This window comes from Streptomyces sp. NPDC017993 (assembly GCF_044328065.1).
GTDB lineage: Bacteria > Actinomycetota > Actinomycetes > Streptomycetales > Streptomycetaceae > Streptomyces.
The window spans coordinates 196,300-211,998 of sequence record NZ_JBIRGO010000014.1 but is presented as its reverse complement, the minus strand read 5'-3'; the positions used below and the strand labels follow the sequence as shown (position 1 = coordinate 211,998).

The 15,699-nt window shown below is 72.5% G+C and carries 13 protein-coding genes; 9 read left to right on the top strand and 4 right to left on the bottom strand.

Going from position 1 to position 15,699, the window contains the following annotated elements:
- Positions 1-46: 46 nt before the first annotated feature.
- On the top strand, positions 47-1,732 hold the full coding sequence (locus ACH4FH_RS25680) for an FAD-dependent monooxygenase (protein ID WP_398558236.1): 1,686 nt from the start codon (positions 47-49) through the stop codon (positions 1,730-1,732).
- A gap of 131 nt (positions 1,733-1,863) precedes the next feature.
- On the opposite strand, the gene ACH4FH_RS25675 is transcribed toward ACH4FH_RS25680, so the two are convergent.
- The 3 genes from ACH4FH_RS25675 to ACH4FH_RS25665 all read right to left on the bottom strand — a co-directional run bounded on the left by ACH4FH_RS25675 (position 1,864) and on the right by ACH4FH_RS25665 (position 4,550).
- Positions 1,864-2,880 (bottom strand): NAD-dependent epimerase, encoded by a 1,017-nt coding sequence (locus ACH4FH_RS25675; RefSeq protein WP_398558235.1) that lies wholly within the window; start codon positions 2,878-2,880, stop codon positions 1,864-1,866.
- Positions 2,881-2,996: 116 nt separating this feature from the next.
- Positions 2,997-3,704 (bottom strand): hemerythrin domain-containing protein, encoded by a 708-nt coding sequence (locus tag ACH4FH_RS25670; protein ID WP_398558234.1) that lies wholly within the window; start codon positions 3,702-3,704, stop codon positions 2,997-2,999.
- 162 nt (positions 3,705-3,866) lie between these two features.
- The gene (locus ACH4FH_RS25665; protein WP_398558233.1) at positions 3,867-4,550 is read right to left on the bottom strand and encodes a TetR/AcrR family transcriptional regulator; all 684 of its coding nucleotides are present in this window, start codon (positions 4,548-4,550) and stop codon (positions 3,867-3,869) included.
- A 142-nt stretch (positions 4,551-4,692) separates the two neighbouring features.
- Here ACH4FH_RS25665 and ACH4FH_RS25660 point away from each other — a divergent pair, with 142 nt between their 5' ends.
- The 7 genes from ACH4FH_RS25660 (at position 4,693) to ACH4FH_RS25630 (ending at position 13,402) form a co-directional block, all read left to right on the top strand.
- Entirely contained in the window at positions 4,693-6,141 is a 1,449-nt protein-coding gene (locus ACH4FH_RS25660; RefSeq protein WP_398558232.1) for an MDR family MFS transporter, read from the top strand.
- Between the two features lie 111 nt (positions 6,142-6,252).
- A complete protein-coding gene (gene mca / locus ACH4FH_RS25655; RefSeq protein WP_398558231.1) occupies positions 6,253-7,173 on the top strand; it encodes a mycothiol conjugate amidase Mca in 921 nt (306 codons plus the stop codon).
- Positions 7,174-7,332: 159 nt separating this feature from the next.
- Positions 7,333-8,310: a zinc-binding alcohol dehydrogenase family protein gene (locus ACH4FH_RS25650; RefSeq protein WP_398558230.1), complete on the top strand. Its 978-nt coding sequence runs from the start codon at positions 7,333-7,335 to the stop codon at positions 8,308-8,310.
- Positions 8,311-8,484: 174 nt separating this feature from the next.
- Positions 8,485-9,891: a DHA2 family efflux MFS transporter permease subunit gene (locus ACH4FH_RS25645; protein ID WP_398558229.1), complete on the top strand. Its 1,407-nt coding sequence runs from the start codon at positions 8,485-8,487 to the stop codon at positions 9,889-9,891.
- 46 nt (positions 9,892-9,937) lie between these two features.
- Positions 9,938-11,113 (top strand): nucleotide disphospho-sugar-binding domain-containing protein, encoded by a 1,176-nt coding sequence (locus tag ACH4FH_RS25640; protein ID WP_398558228.1) that lies wholly within the window; start codon positions 9,938-9,940, stop codon positions 11,111-11,113.
- Between the two features lie 53 nt (positions 11,114-11,166).
- Positions 11,167-12,093, top strand: coding sequence for an SRPBCC family protein (locus tag ACH4FH_RS25635; protein ID WP_398558227.1), 927 nt, complete (start codon positions 11,167-11,169; stop codon positions 12,091-12,093).
- Between the two features lie 73 nt (positions 12,094-12,166).
- Complete coding sequence (locus ACH4FH_RS25630) at positions 12,167-13,402, top strand: nucleotide disphospho-sugar-binding domain-containing protein (RefSeq protein WP_398558226.1); 1,236 nt, start codon at positions 12,167-12,169, stop codon at positions 13,400-13,402.
- A 62-nt stretch (positions 13,403-13,464) separates the two neighbouring features.
- On the opposite strand, the gene ACH4FH_RS25625 is transcribed toward ACH4FH_RS25630, so the two are convergent.
- On the bottom strand, positions 13,465-14,094 hold the full coding sequence (locus tag ACH4FH_RS25625) for a dTDP-4-dehydrorhamnose 3,5-epimerase family protein (protein ID WP_398558225.1): 630 nt from the start codon (positions 14,092-14,094) through the stop codon (positions 13,465-13,467).
- A gap of 243 nt (positions 14,095-14,337) precedes the next feature.
- Here ACH4FH_RS25625 and rfbH point away from each other — a divergent pair, with 243 nt between their 5' ends.
- Positions 14,338-15,642 carry a lipopolysaccharide biosynthesis protein RfbH gene (gene rfbH, locus ACH4FH_RS25620; RefSeq protein WP_398558224.1) on the top strand — a complete coding sequence of 435 codons (1,305 nt, stop codon included), beginning with the start codon at positions 14,338-14,340 and terminating at the stop codon, positions 15,640-15,642.
- Positions 15,643-15,699: the final 57 nt, after the last annotated feature.

The following is a 15,699-nucleotide window of genomic DNA, read 5'->3' as shown; positions in this document are numbered from 1 at the left end:
GTCCCCTGCGTCCGGCCAGGCAGCATTCGGCAGCGAAAGGAAGACGATGAGCGAGGAGAACGTCCCGGTCCTGGTGGTGGGTGGTGGCATCGTCGGCCTGTCGGCGGCGGTCTTCCTGCGCGCCCACGGCGTCCCGGTCATGGTCGCGGAGCGGCACCCCGGGCCGTCGATGCTGGCCAAGGCCCGGGTGCTCAGTCCCCGCACGATGGAGGTCTACCGCGGCCACGGACTGGAGAAGCCGGTACGCGACGCCCCGCCGTCGGTCTTCCTGCACGCCACCGACGCGGTGCGGGCGGCCACTCTGAGCGGGCCCGAGGACCATCGCGACCGGCGCCCGCCCGGCGAGTCCGTGGCCGGGATCAGCCCCTGCCCGCCCGCGCTGATCGAGCAGAGCACCGTCGAACCACTGGTCCGCGCGCGAGCGGTGGAGCTGGGTGCCGAGGTCCGGTTCCACACCGAGGTGGGCGAGGTCCGGCAGGACGCCGACGGAGTCACCGCGACACTCACCGACCGTGGCAGCGGCCGGCGCACCACTGTGCGCGCCCGATACCTCGTCGCCGCCGACGGACACCGCTCCCCCATCCGCCAGGCACTGGGCATCGCCACCCGCGGCAGCCGGCCGGCGCAGGTGGTCAACATCGCCTTCGAGGCCGATCTGTCCGCCGCGCTGCGTGACCGGCCCGTCGGCCTGGCCTACCTCAGCCACCCGGTGCCCGGCACCCTGCTGGCCAGGCTCGATGCCGCGGACCGGTGGGTCCTGATGGTTCCCTACCACCCCGAACGGGGTGAGAGCCCGCTGGACTTCACCGCATCGCGCTGCCTGGACGCGGTACGCGCGGCGGTGGGCGAGGCGGACCTCCCGGTACGGCTGCTGCCCGCCGTCCCCGGCGGCGAACGGGCGGTGCACACCTGGGAGTTGGCGTCCTGGGTCGCCGAGGAGTACCGGCGGGACCGGATCCTGCTGGTCGGCGACGCCGTGCACGTCATGCCGCCGTCCGGCGGGCTGGGCGCCAACACCGGCGTCCAGGACGCGCACAACCTTGCCTGGAAGCTGGCCGCCGTCCTGGACGGCCGGGCCGACGAGGCGCTGCTTGACACCTACGAGGCGGAGCGCCGCCCGGTGGCCGAGCTGACCTGTGCGCTGTCCACCCGCCTCCACGAGAAGCGGGCGGGCGGAGGCGCGGGAGACGTCGCCGCCCGCGTCCATCGCATCGCCCTCGGCACCGGCTATCGGTATCCGCCGGCCCCGGTGCGCCGCCCGCTCGTCGGTGAACTCCCTTACTCCACCGGCGACTCGGATGCCCTCGACGTCAGGGCGGCCGAGGACGCCCTGACGCCCGGTCTGCCCGGTCTGCCCGGTCTGCCCGGAAGCCGTGCCCCGCACGTTCCCGTCGAACGGGCCGGCCGTCCCTGTTCCACCCTCGACCTGTACGGTCTCGCCTTCACCCTTGTCCTGGGCCCGGCCGTAGCCGACGCGGAAGCAGAGGCGGCAGCGGAGGAGGCGCCGGCTTCGCTGCCCGGCCTGGTCGTCCTACGGGTCGGCTCCGATCTCACGGATCCGACGGACGGCTGGCCCCGGGCGCACGGCGTCACCCGAGGCGGTGCGGTCCTGGTCCGCCCGGACGGCTTCCTCCTCTGGCGGGCCACCACCTGGGGCCCGTCGTCCGCCGGTGAACTGCGCGACGCCGTCGACGGACTGCTGCGACGTCCGCTGTCCCCCGCCGGGCGCTGAACGACTCCGGCCCTCGGCGCCCGCGCCGGGGGCCGGGCCGCGCGCCCACCTCGACAACGCGCCGGGGCGCGGAGCACGCTGTGTGCTCCGCGCCCCGGCGCGTTTGCCCGACGGCTTCCCCGGCGGACGGGTCAGGTGCGCGCGTTCCAGGCGGACAGGATGCGGGATTCCCGTTCCCGGTCCAGTGTCTGGTCGGGGTAGCGGTACTCGGCGAAGGCCTCGGCCGTACCGGTGGGAGTCTTCATCCACTCCCACGTGTCCCGTACGGACTCCAGCACCGGCCGGCATCGCAGACCGTCGGCGATCGCCTTCTCCGAGCTGAAGCCCCAGACAGCGGCCAGCTGTGGCATCGGCGGAGCCCAGAACGGCAGGGTGGTGAAGGGCGGGATGCCCTGCTCGGCGAGGAAGGCGTCGTCCGCCCACACCGGTTCGGCGCCGGCGCCGGTCAGCCGGACACACTCGCCCAGCAGCTCGCCCCAGGTGACGTTGTCGGGCGTACCGGTCGTCAGATACGCGCCGGAACCTTCGAGCTGGAGCCGGTCCAGCCCGAAGGCGGCGATGTCGCGGGCGTCGATGAGCTGCAGGGTGCGTTCGGGGGCGCCACCGGTCAGCATCCGCCCGCCTTGAGACGCCCGGCGCAGCCAGTAGGTCACCCGTCGCATGCGGTCGCCGGGGCCGATGACCACGCCGGGGCGCAGGATCAGCGAGCGGCCGCCGAAGTCGCGTTCGATGACCCGCTCGCAGCCCGCCTTCAGCTGCGGGTAGCCCGCGTCCTGGGGCCCGGCGTCAGGGTCGCAGGGGTGCAGCGGCGAGGACTCGTCGACCGGCGCCGCGGGCCAGGGCGCGAGGGCGTTGATGCTGGAGATGTACAGGTAGGCGTCGGCACGGCCGCTCAGGGCGCGCGCGGCCGCGCCGACCGTGCCGGGGGCGTAGCCGCAGACGTCGACCACCGCGTCCCAGGGGCCGTGCCCGGCCAGCCGTGCCAGGTCCGCCGCGCTCTCCCGGTCGCCGTTGACGACCTGCACGCCGGGCAGGTCCGTGCCGGAACGGCCGCGGTGGAAGGTGGTCACCTGCCATCCGCGGGAGAGGGCATCGGCCACGAACGCCTTGCCCAGGAAGACCGTTCCGCCGATCACCAGAAGCCTCATACCAGTCAAACCGTTTCGTCGTAGGGCGGGGAGGTGTCGCCGCTCCGGATTTCCCGCAGCGGCCCGAAGGTCCGCAGGACCAGCAGTCGAAGGAGGAACCACACGGGCGCGGCCCGTCAGGCGGGCGGGAGCGAGTCGGCCAGCTCGCGGTAGGCCGGCTCCCACTCCTGCTCGTAGCGGGTACGCAGCGCGGCGGGCATCCCGCCGAGCATGAACTCCCGTGCCTCCTGGGGCGCCTGCTCCAGCAGCAGCGGCATGGTGGGGACGAAGTCGGCCGGGTCGTGTCCGGCGGCCAGCGCGGCGAGCATGCCCGCGTACGCCTCCGCGGGCACACGGTCACGCAGCACCGGCACCATCGTGACCTCTTCCAGGCGCAGATGGTCGTACATCATCGCGGAGAACTCCGCGATGCGGGCGAGCAGCGCGGACAGGGCGGGCTCGCGCGCACCGCCCTGCTCCCGTAGTTCGCGCAGCCCCGCGTCAATACCGGCCAGGTGCCCGTCGAGGGAGGTGTGCTGTTCCTCAAGGGTCCCGGACACCGTGTGGAGCGCGGGGTCGGTGGCCAGCACGACCGGCCAGACATGGGAGTCCTCGCTGTTGTGGTGGCCGTCGAGGATGGCGGTGAACATCTCCCACCAGGTCGTCAGCCGGGTCACGGCTGCCGCGTCAAGGGCTCCTGCGGCGGCCCCGTTGGCCAGCCGCCGGCCCAGCTCCGGGATGACCCGGCGGATGAGGTCGTGGGTGATGGTGAATCCGGTCAGGTTGTTCCCCGTGGCGGGTGCCGGGGAGGCCGGCGGGGTGCCGGGCAGCGTCGAGGCGGACAACGCCCTCTCCTTTCCTGGCTGCGTCCGGGCCCGCCCGGCGTGCTCGCCGCGCGCTCCCGGTGGTGCGTTCCAGGCGGGCAGCGTGGCAAGTGCCGGTGGATTCCCGCTCGATCCGGACCTGCGGGAGCGGGCGGACATCCCTGGCCGTGCGCCCGGGGCCGCCTACGCGGAGGGCTCGTCCGCGCGTATGCAGTGGTCGCCGAGCACCGGCTCCAGGGAGTCGAAGGCGGCAGTGGCGAGCTGCGCGGCGTGGGCGCGGACGGCTTCCTCGCGGGTGCCGGCGCGGATCAGCTCGCGCACGCTGCGGACCAGCACACGGTGCACGGCGGCGAGTTGAGCGGCGTTCAAGCCGGGTGCGGGATCGTCGGGGCGAGCCCCGGATGCCGCGGCGAGGGCGTCGGCGAGGGCCGCCTCGCGCTGCTCGTCGATCTCCCGCTCGCGCGCCCGCAGCCGTGGACTGTCGTACACCAGCCGGGCGAAGCCGGGGGTGCAGCGGCCGTTCAGCGGGTGCTGCTCGTTCAGGGACGCCGAGAAGGAGCGGCGCAGGGCGTGCAGGACCGATTCACCGGGACGGCGCTCGCGCACGACGCGGGCGAGGCTGTCGACAACGCCTTCGTAGGCGTCGAAGACGAGGTCTTCCTTGAGGGGGAAGTAGTTGCTGACCGTCATTTTCGAGACACCGGCGGCGTCGGCGATCTCCGCGATGGTGACGCTCTCGAAGCCCCGCTCGATGAACATCAGGGTCGCGACATGGGCCAGCCGGTCACGGGTCTCGCGCTTCTTGCGGCCGCGCAGACCACCTTCATCGGCCGGCTCCGGTCTCCTGCTGACGGCTTCTCGTCCCATGCGTCCCTGGCTCCTTCTGCGGCGTGCGGTGGAGTGCCATCCTACCGCGATTTTTGGTCAGCTCTAAAATTACATTTGACATAAATTCGTGTCCGACCTAATTTTTTCTCGTCAGCCCCGCCGACCCACACAGGGAGGTCTTGTGAAGCCACCGGTCGCCGCCGAAACCGCCGCACGCACCGACGAGGAGGAACGGCTGGACCCGGCCCTGCTCCGGCTCGGCGGAGTCCTGATCCTCGGTGCCGCCCTCGCCCAGCTCGATGCCACCATCGTCAATGTCGGCATCGGCCCGATGGCCCGGAGCCTCGGCGAGTCGGTGACCACCATGCAGTGGGTCAGCACCGGTTACCTGCTCACCGTCGCCTTTGTCGCCCCGCTCTCCGGCTGGCTGCACAAGCGCTTCGGCGGCAAACGCGTCTGGCTGGCCGCCGTGGCCCTGTTCGTCGTGGCCTCCGCCCTGAGCGGGCTGGCCTGGTCCGGCGGTTCGCTGATCGCCTTCCGGCTGCTCCAGGGCGTCGGCGGCGGGCTGATGCAGCCCGTCGGCCAGGCGCTGGTGGCCAGGCACGCCGGGCCCCGGCGGATCGGCAGGCTGGTCGGCATCATCACCGTGCCGGTCTCCCTCGCGCCGATCCTCGGTCCGGTCCTGGGCGGCGTACTGCTCCAATGGGCCGACTGGCGCTGGCTGTTCCTGGTCAACATCCCCATCGGCGTGGTCGCGCTGGTGCTGGCGGCCCGCATCGTCCCCGCCGACAGCGCCGACCGGGACACCGCCGTCCGCCCCGACGGTCTGGGCCTGATGCTGCTGCCCCCAGGGCTGGCGGCACTGGTCTACGGACTCGCCGAGGTCGGCCACCGGGGCGCGGATCCGGTGCAGCTGACCGCGCTGATCGCCGGCTTCGTACTGCTCGTCGGCTACGTCGCGCACGCACTGCGCACCACCCGTACGCCACTGCTCGACCTGCGGCTCTTCGCGGGCCGCGGGTTCGCCCTGGCCGGGGTGAACACCTTCCTTCTCGGAGCCGCCCTGTACTCGTCCATGATGCTGCTGCCCCTGTACTTCATGCAGGTACAGGGGATGAACCCGCTGCACGCCGGACTGCTGCTCGCCCCGCAGGCGCTGGGCAGCGCGCTGATCACGCCGAAGGCGGGCAAGCTCACCGACCGCCACGGCCCGCGGCACGTCGTCCTGGTCGGGATCGCGCTCACGATCGTGGGCACCGTCCCCTTCGTCGTGGCCGACCACACACCACCCGCATACCTGCTGGCCCTCGCCCTGTTCCTGCGCGGCGTCGGCCTCGGCGCGGTCGTACCGCCGAATGTCGCGGCCACCTACACCTCCGTGGACCGCAGCCAGGCCCCCGCGGCGACCAGCGCCCGTACCGTCCTCAACCGCATCGGTGGCTCGGTCGGCACCGCCGTCCTCGCCGTCATCCTGCAGAACGCGCTGAGTTCCGCGGCCGCCGACGGCGGCAGTGCCCAATCGGCGTACGCGCACACCTTCTGGTGGGCACTCGCCTTCAGCGCGCTGACCCTGATCCCCGCCGCGATGTATCCGAGGTACGCGCCCGGCAAGGCCGGAGCGGCCAACTGACCGTCACGGGACCGGAATCCGCCTCCCGGCCCGATCCGGCCCCCACCCCTGCCCCGCCCCGTAACCGCCCCTCACGTCCCCCCTCACACCCGCACCACAGGAGTGATCCACATGACCAAGTCCACCGCCCCGCTCCGGTCCGGTCTGCGCCTGATGGCCGTGCACGCGCACCCGGACGACGAGTCGAGCAAGGGCGCGGCGACGCTGGCCCGCTATGTCGACGAGGGCGCCGAGGTGCTGGTGTGCACCATGACCGGGGGCGAGCGCGGCGACGTGCTCAACCCGGCCATGGACCGCCCCGAGGTATGGGCCGACCTGCCCCGGCTGCGCCGCGAGGAAATGGACCGGGCCCGCGAGATCCTGGGCGTCCGGCAGAGCTTCCTCGGCTTCGTCGACTCCGGACTGCCCAAGGACGGCGAGGAGTTGCCCGCGGGGTGCTTCGCCCTGGAGCCGCTGGAGACCGCGTCCCGGCCGCTCGTCGAGGCCATCCGTACCTTCCGGCCGCACGTCGTGGTGACCTACGACGAGAACGGCGGCTACCCGCACCCGGACCACATCAAGACCCACCAGGTCTCGGCGGAGGCATTCGCCGCGGCCGGCGACCCGGAGCGCTACCCCGGAACAGGCGAGCCCTGGCAGCCGCTGAAGCTCTACTACACCCTCGCTTTCAGCAAGGCCTACTTCCGCGCCATCTACGAGGCGATGACCGCGGCCGGACTCGACTCGCCGCACGGCGAGGTGCTCAAGGAGCTGGCGGACGTGGAGGAGAAGTGGGAGATCACCACACAGGTGGAGTGCGCCGAATGGTTCCCCACCCGTCTGAAGGCGCTGCTGGCACACACGACGCAGGTCAACCCCGACGGCCCCGAGCGGTCCTGCCCGCTTCAGATCGAGCAGCGCGCCTGGCCCACCGAGGACTATCACCTCGCCCGCAGCCAGGTGGACACCGCCTTCCCCGAGGACGACCTGTTCGCCGGGATCACCCCCGACCCCGCCCCGGCGGCCGACGGCGCGGCGCGGCGGGCCGGGTGAGGTGACCGGGCGGGTCCAGTCCGGCTCGGTGCCCGCTCTAGCGCCGGCCGCGAGGCTGAGGTCCGGTCCGGACCCGGCGGTCCCCCGACGCCGTTGGGGATGACGGGCGCTCGACCCGCCGACACCCGCGGTCCGACGGAGCTAGAGAAAGAGAGAACCATGCGCATCGTCCGCTACCACCAGCACGGCACGCCGGAGGTATTGCAGGTCGACGAGGTGGCGAAACCCGAGCCGGGCCCCGGGCAGGTCCGTGTCCGCGCCGAGGCCATCGGCGTCAACTTCGCCGGCATCCAGGAGCGGGCCGGGGACTTCTACTACGGCGAGCGGCTGCGGCTTCCGGCCTGTCCCGGTGGCGACGCGGTCGGCTTCATCGACGCCCTCGGCCCCGGTGTACACGGTTTCGAGGTCGGCGAGCGGGTGGCCAGCGTCATCTTCCAGGACGCCTTCGCCGAGTTCTCGCTCGCCCGCGTCAAGGACCTGGTCCGGGTGCCCACGGAGATGGACGCGGCCCAGGCCACCATGCTCAGCTCCCCGGCGCAGGTCGGACTTGAGGTCATCCAGGCGGCGTTCCTCAAGCCCGGCGAGAGTGTGCTGGTGCACGCCGCCGCGGGGGCCATCGGCCACCTCGTCGTCCAGATGCTCAAGGCGCTCGGCGCGGGCACGGTCATCGCCACCGCCAAGGACCCGGCGAAGCTCGCGTTCGTCAAGGATCTGGGCGCGGACGTCGCCATCGACTACAGCCACGACGGCTGGGAGGACGAGGTCCGGGCGGCCACCGGCGGCAAGGGCGTGGACATCGTCCTGGACAGCGTCGGCGCGGACATCACCCACAAGAGCATCGCCCTGCTCAAGCCCTTCGGCCGGCTGGTCTTCTACGGCTCGGCGGGCGGCGGTCTCGACCTGCCGAGCGTCTCTCTGGAGGACATCGCGGGCAAGTACCTGACGCACTTCTCCATGGGCGTCATGGACGGCCAGGTCGACAACTTCGACGCGATCGTCGAGGAGGTCTGCGCGATGGTGCTCAGCGGCAAGGTACGTCCGGAGGTGCACACCCGGCTCCCCCTGGAAGAGGCCGCCAAGGCCCACCAGATCATGGAGGAGCGGACTCAGCTCGGCCGCATCGTGCTCGTCCCCTGACCTTGCGGCACCGCCCCGCGGCGCAGCCCGCGCGCCCGCGTTCCGTACGAGATCGCGCGCGCCCCTGACCGCCGCGGCCCGTTTCCCCCGGCGGGTCGCGGCATCTCCTTCCGGCCGGCGTCGTCCGGCCTCCCCCCGTTCCGGCCCGGCTCCACCCGACCGAGGAAGACGCACATGTCCACAACCGCCCCCGCGAAGGCGGCGGCACCGCCCGATCGTCTCGAACCCGCCGTGCTCAAGCTCGGCGCCGTCCTGGTGCTCGGCACGATCCTCGCCGTCCTGGACGCCACCGTCGTCAACGTGGGCATCGAGGCCATCCGCGCCGACTTCCACAGCTCACTGGCCACCGTGCAGTGGGTCAGCACCGGATACCTGCTGGCGTTCGCGCTGGTCGCGCCGGTCAGCGGCTGGGCCACCAACCGCTTCGGCGCCAAGCAGACCTGGATGGTGTCGGTCGTCTGCTTCGTCGTCGGGTCTGCCCTGTGCGGGCTGGCCTGGTCGGCGCCCTCACTGATCGTCTTCCGGGTGCTCCAGGGGCTGGGCGGCGGACTCATCCAGCCCATCGGCCAGTCGATGATCGCGCAGGCCGCCGGCCCGCAGCGGATCGGCCGGGTGATGAGCCTGCTGATCATCCCGCTGACCTTCGCGCCCGCCCTCGGCCCGGTGATCGGCGGCGTCCTCATCGGCCTGCTCAGCTGGCCCTGGATCTTCTACATCAACGTGCCGCTCGGCGCCCTCACCCTGATCCTGGCCGCCCGCGTGCTGCCCAGGTCCGCGCCGGAGGGCGGCCAGAAACTCGATGTCCTCGGGATCGCGCTGGTCTCGCCGGGCCTGGCCGCGGTGATCTACGGCTTCGCCGAGACCGGCAACGGCCATACCTTCGCCGATGTCTCGGTCCACGCCCCGATCGCGGTGGGCGCGCTGCTGCTCCTCGCGTTCGTGGTGCACGCCCTGCGGCCGAAGATCACCCCCGTACTGGATCTGCGGCTGTTCGCCCGGCGGGCCTTCAGCAACGCCATCGTCACCTCCTTCCTGGTGGGCGCGGCGCTGTTCAGCTCCATGTTCATGCTGCCGCTGTACTACCAGCAGGCGCGCGGCCAGGACGCACTGCATGCCGGTCTGCTGCTCATCCCGCAGGACCTCGGTATCGCCGTGGCCATGTTCTTCGCCGGGAAGCTGACCGCACGGCTGGGTCTGCGGCCGGTCATCCTCACCGGCATCGTGCTGTCGATGCTCGGCACCCTCGCCTACACCCAGGTCGGCACGGAGCCGAATGAACTCCTGCTGACACTCGGCCTGTTCGTACGCGGCGCCGGCCTCGGGGCGGCCATGAACCCGATGGTGACGGCCGTGTTCCAGAGCGTCGACCGGGATCAGCTGCCGCAGGCCGCCGGGATCAACAACGTGGTGCATCGCATCGGCGGGTCGCTGGGCACCGCGACGCTGGTCATCGTCCTTCAGCAGCAGCTCGCCGCGTCCGACGCCGCCGACGCGTTCGGCACAGCCTTCTGGTGGGCGTTCGGTATCAGCGCGCTCACCCTGCTGCCGGCCCTGGCCATGCCGGGCCGCCCGCGCGGCTGAGCTGTTCACCCCGGCCACCCGACCCTTCCCAAGCAGGTGAGACTCGATGCGCGTGTTGTTCGTCGCCCACGGGGCAAGTCATGTCCCCTGGGCCGTCCCCCTGGCCTGGGCCACCCAGCTCGCCGGCCACGAGGTACGGATCGCGGCCCGTCCGCAGTCTGTGGACCGGGTCAAGGCCGCCGGTCTGGTCGCGGTCCCCGTCGGCCGGCGTGACGCCGGGGACGCGTTCGCCGGCTGGCGTATCCCCGACGCCGCCGAACGTCCCGAACGGCTCCCCGACGACTGGCCCATGGGCCCGCTCGACTGGCCCGAGGAGCGCCGGCTCAGCTGGGGCAGCCAGCTCATCGGGCTGGCCGACTCGCTCGCCGACGACGTCGTGGCCTTCGCCCGCGCCTGGCGACCCGACCTGGTCGTCTACGACATCGGTGCGGTGGCCGGGCTGGTCGGCGCCGCCGCCGCGGGGGTGCCCGCGGTCGGCTTCAGCTGGTGCCAGCCGGTGGGGCTGTACTTCCTCGACGAGAAGGAGGTACCGCCCGCCTACCTGCGGATGTTCCAGCGCTTCGGGCTGGAGCCGCGGATCGGTACCGACACCTGGATCGACCCGTGCCCGCCCGCACTCCGTCGGCCCTCGCGGGTCCCCCGCGTTCCGGTGCGCTACACCCCCTACAACGGCCCCGGGGAAGTTCCCGACTGGCTGCTGCGCACCTCCGGCCGGCCGCGCGTCTGCGTCACCGGCGGCATCACCACCACCAACTTCAACGACCGTCAGCCGCAACTCCTCGACGAACTCGCGGGTCTGGACGCCGAGGTGCTGCTGGCCGTCAAGGATCTCGACACCGGCGGTCGCCCGCTCCCGGACAATGTCCGGCCCACCGGCTGGGTGCCACTGGGCGTCCTGCTCCAGGGGTGCCGGGCACTGGTCCACCACGGCGGCGCGGGCAGCGGCATGACCGGCCTGGCCCACGGGATACCGCAGATCGTGGTGCCCGAGACCGACGACAACACCCAGTGGCTGTGGGGCGATCTGATGGCGGACTCCGGGGCGGGCATCAACCTCGACCGGAGCCGCCAGGCCGAGCCGGGCGCGCTGGCCGCCGCCGTCACCGCGGTGCTCGAAGACCCGGGCCACACCGAACGGGCCCGCGCCATCCAGGCCGAGATTCAGGCCATGCCCGCCCCCGCCGAGCTGGTCGGCTACCTGGAGAGCCGGGCAGCGGCCTGACCCACGCACCACCGCACCATCCGCCACCGACCGCCCCCTTGTGAGGAGCAGCAGTGACCACAGCGACCACCGCGGACACCGCCACGACGGCACCCTCCGAGGTCCACCGCACCCGAGCCGCCATCACGGTCGACGCCCCCGCCGACGTCGTCCACCGCACGCTCACCGACGTGCTGAACTGGCCCCTGCTCTACCCGTGGATCACCCACACCGAGGTCGTCGAACGCCACGGCATCGAAGACCTGTCGAGGTTCTGGGCGGTGCGCCCGGGCCCCGAGGGCGGGCTGCGCATCTGGCAGTCCCGGCGCCGGGTGCACGACGCCGAGCTGCGCATGGAGTTCGAGCAGGAGGGCACGGTGGGCGCAATCCGGCGCCTGGGCGGCGAATGGCTCTTCCTCCCCGAGGGGGACGGCCGCTGCCGGGTCGAGTCCCACCACTGGTTCACCTGCGACGGGGACCCCGCCGACACCCGCGAGGAGCTGGACCGGCACGGCGCCCTGCAGATGCGGACGCTGAAGGAAGCGGTCGAGGAGCGGGCGGCGAAGGCCCGTTCGGTCCTGCGTGCCGAGCGCAGCGCCGTGGTCCCCGGAACCCTGCCGGAGGTCTACGCGCGACTGGCGCGGGCCCTGGGAGACACCGCCCCGGACGCGGCTGAGAGCGCCGAGTTCACCACCGCCGAGACCGCCCGCCCGGATGGCTCCAGCTCCCCGGCACGCTCGGTGCGCATCACCCGCGCCCCGCACACCCTCGTCCTCAAACACCTCGATCCGGCACCGGAGTTCGCGCTGCACCGCCGCGTGTGGCGGCTGCGTTCGGCGGCCGACGGGGTCCGGGTGACGGCCGAACAACTGGCGGTGGTCCGGCCGGACACTCTCGGCGACGACCCCGCCGCTCCCGATGGCGCACGCCACCGGCTCCTGGAGTGGCTGGACGCCCGGGCGGCGGACGACCTCGCCACCGGCACCGGTCACCGGGTCTGACGACTCCCCCTCGCGCCCTCCGCCCTCCAGGTGTCCGTGCACCGCACGCCCGGCCGTCCCCTCAAGGAGAACCGTGCGCATCCTCTTCTCGACCTGGTCCGCGCCTTCCCATCTCCACCCGATGGTGCCGCTGGCCTGGGCCTGCCGGGCCGCCGGGCACGAGGTGCTGGTCGCCGTGCCGCCCGCCGGAGCCGGCGCGGTCGCCGCGGCGGGGCTGACCCCCGTCCCGGTGGGCGAGGTGCCCCCGCTACCCGCCCCGTCCGTAACGAACGGCCCGAACTCCCCCGGCAGTGAGCCCGGTTGGCCGATCAACTGGCCCCTGCGAACTGCCGCCCTCGGCTCCGGGCAGCGCCGCGTCCTGGCCAAGCTGGTGGCGCGTCAGGTGGGCATCGCCGAAGGCATGCTGCCCGGCCTGCTGCCGTTCGCCCGCCGGTGGCGCCCCGAGCTCGTCGTCAGTGACGCCTCGACCTACGCCGGCGGCGTCACGGCGGACGTCCTGGGCGTCCCACTGGCCCACCACCAGTGGGGCGGGCCGGCGGTCCTCCAGCTCGAACACGGCGGCCCGCACGGCGCTCCCCTGCCCGACTACCGCCGCCTGTGCGACCGGTACGGCGCCGACCCCACACGTACCCCTGACGTGTGGATCGACCCCTGCCCGCCCAGCCTGCGGATGCCCTCCACAGTGCGCCGGCTGTCCGTCCGCCACCTTCCGTACCACGGTGCGGGGGAGCCGGACCTCACGGCATTCACCGCTCCCGCGCCCGGCGCCGGCAACGGGTCCGGCACGCCCCGCGCCCTGGTGGCCTGGGAGCCCGACGCCCCGCCGGCCGGCCCGCTGCTGGCCACCACCCGCGCCCTGGCCGCTGACGGCGTGGCCACCGTCCTGGCGCTCACCGCCGGGCAGCGGGCGGCACTGCCCGACCCGCCCCCGGGTGTCCAGCTCATCCCCTTCTCGGAGCTCCACCTGTGGCTGCCCGCCTGCTCCCTGATCATTCATCAGGGGAACGGCGCCACCGGCATGTCGGCCGCAGCCTCGGGCGTGCCCCAGCTGATCGTCCCGCCCCGCCCCGAGCAGCTGCTGACCGCCTCCCGCCTCGCCGCCGTCGGCGCCGCCCGCCACCTCTCCCAGGCAGCGGCATCCCTGAACGCCCACGGCCACACCCCTCTCACCGACACCGCCCGCGCCATGCTCGACGCCCCGGCCGGCACCTTCCGCGCGGCGGCCCGCCGCCTCCAGGACGAGATCCACACCCTGCCCACCCCCGCCGCGTCCGTCCCCGCCCTCCAGGCACTCCCGACCAACTCGTAGCGGTCACCGGCAGGGACGGCGCCGGGCGGTGATACGGGTGCCATCGCCCCCGCGCGGCTGCCCTAGCTGCGCTCCCGCCGGACTCCCTCCCGCCGGTTCTCGGCGTACCGGGACCGGCATTCCTCGTACGTGGCCAGGAGACCCTGGTCGGCTACGGCGGACAGGGCGGGGGCGCGGGCGTCCTTGTCGGAGAGCAGCGGCTCGCCGGTGAGGCCCAGATGCCAGGGCAGGGCGAGGTCAGGGTCGAACGGGCAGATGTCGATCTGGGTGCCGGGGACGAATTCCGTGGAGCACAGATAGCTCACACACGCATCGTCGGTGAGGGCCACGAAGCCGTGCACCAGCCCCTCGGCGACAAAGACGCCCGCGCCGCCGTCCGCGTCCAGCACCGACGCGGTGTGCGCGCCGTAGGTCGGCGAGCCCGGCCGCACGTCGGCGACGACGTCCAGCACCGAGCCCCGGACGCAGGAGACGAACTTGGCCTGGCCCGGCGGCAGCAGCACCCCGTGCAGGCCGCGCAGGGTACCGCGCCGGGACGAGGAGTAGTTGACCTGCCGGGGAACGAAGAAGTGCCCCGTCTCGCGGGCCAGTTGGTCGTGGCGGAACGACTCGTGGAAGGTGCCCCGGGAGTCGGACAGCAGCCGAGGCGTGATCCGGTAGGCGTCGGCTACCGCCGTCTGTTGGATGTCCACCGCGCGCACGGTAGGGCGGTCCGCTCAAGGCGCGCTGGACGCGCGAGAGGCAGCGCCCCGGGGTGCCGGTACGGAGTGCCGGTACGGGGCCGGTGGCACCGCCCACGGCGCCACGGTCCATCCGGCGTCAAGTTCCCTTCTAGGCCGCTCCCGCAGGGTGTGAGCCGTACGTAGACATACGCCCGCCAGCCGTACGGAACGGGTGCCCCGAGGGGCCGAGTCGACCGTGAAGGAGAACCGGGGATGCCCGACGAGAAGGCGTTCATCCTGGACGAGGTCCGCAGGTACCACAAGCAGGTGGCGGACGAGATGCCCTTCGTGCCGGGCGTGACGGAGATCTGGCCGTCCGGCGCGACCCTCGACGCGGACGACCGGGCCGCGCTGGTGGAGGCGGCGCTGGACATGCGGATCGCGGCAGGGCCCAGCTCACGGATGTTCGAGTCGCGGTTCGCCCGCCGGCTGGGGCTGCGCAAGGCGCACCTGACGAATTCCGGTTCCTCCGCGAATCTGCTGGCGCTGACCGCACTGACCTCCCCCACCCTCGGCGAGCGCCGGCTCGCGCCGGGCGACGAAGTGATCACGGTGGCGGCCGGCTTCCCCACGACCGTCAATCCCATCGTGCAGAACGGACTGGTGCCGGTCTTCATCGATGTCGAACTGGGCACCTACAACACCACCGCGGAACGGGTCGCCGCGGCCATCGGCCCCAAGACCCGGGCCATCATGATCGCGCACGCGCTGGGCAACCCCTTCGAGGTCGAGGAGGTGGCCCAACTCGCCCAGGATCACGACCTGTTCTTCGTCGAGGACAATTGCGACGCGGTCGGCACCACCTACCGGGGCCGCAACACCGGCACCTTCGGCGATCTGAGCACCGTCAGCTTCTATCCCGCCCACCACCTGACGATGGGCGAGGGCGGCTGTGTGCTGACCTCGAACCTCAAGCTCGCCCGTGTGGTGGAGTCGCTGCGCGACTGGGGGCGGGACTGCTGGTGCGAGCCGGGCAAGAACAACACCTGCTTCAAGCGCTTCGACTATCAGCTGGGCGACCTGCCCCACGGGTACGACCACAAGTACATTTTCTCCCATATCGGCTACAACCTGAAGGCGACCGACCTCCAGGCCGCTCTGGGACTGACCCAGCTGGGCAAGCTGGACGAGTTCACCGCCGCCCGCCGTCGCAACTGGCGCCGGCTGCGCGAGGGCCTGGCCGGCCTGCCGCACCTGATCCTGCCGGAGCCGACCCGGGACAGTGACCCGAGCTGGTTCGGGTTCGTGCTCACCGTGCGCCCCGGCAGCCCGTTCACCCGTGCCGAGTTGGTCGACTTCCTGGAGGGTCGCAAGATCGGCACCCGGCGGCTGTTCGCCGGCAACCTCACCCGCCAGCCGGCCTACGTCCACCAGCCGCACCGGGTCGTCGGCGACCTCACCAACAGCGACCTGATCACTGAGCACACCTTCTGGATCGGGGTCTATCCGGCACTGACCGACGAGATGCTCGACTACGTCATCTCCTCGGTGAAGGAGTTCGTGGGGGCGCGCGGATGAGGCACCTCCCGCCCCGCCGGCCGCGCTGTCCCGGCCCGCCTCCCGCCTCTCCACCCC

Bases quoted from the DNA above. Each gene is read 5' to 3' on its own strand.
- ACH4FH_RS25680 (WP_398558236.1), top strand. From the start codon at position 47: ATGAGCGAGGAGAACGTCCCGGTCCTGGTGGTGGGTGGTGGCATCGTC.
- ACH4FH_RS25675 (WP_398558235.1), bottom strand. From the start codon at position 2,880: ATGAGGCTTCTGGTGATCGGCGGAACGGTCTTCCTGGGCAAGGCGTTC.
- ACH4FH_RS25665 (WP_398558233.1), bottom strand. From the start codon at position 4,550: ATGGGACGAGAAGCCGTCAGCAGGAGACCGGAGCCGGCCGATGAAGGT.
- mca (WP_398558231.1), top strand. From the start codon at position 6,253: ATGACCAAGTCCACCGCCCCGCTCCGGTCCGGTCTGCGCCTGATGGCC.
- ACH4FH_RS25650 (WP_398558230.1), top strand. From the start codon at position 7,333: ATGCGCATCGTCCGCTACCACCAGCACGGCACGCCGGAGGTATTGCAG.
- ACH4FH_RS25645 (WP_398558229.1), top strand. From the start codon at position 8,485: ATGTCCACAACCGCCCCCGCGAAGGCGGCGGCACCGCCCGATCGTCTC.
- ACH4FH_RS25640 (WP_398558228.1), top strand. From the start codon at position 9,938: ATGCGCGTGTTGTTCGTCGCCCACGGGGCAAGTCATGTCCCCTGGGCC.
- rfbH (WP_398558224.1), top strand. From the start codon at position 14,338: ATGCCCGACGAGAAGGCGTTCATCCTGGACGAGGTCCGCAGGTACCAC.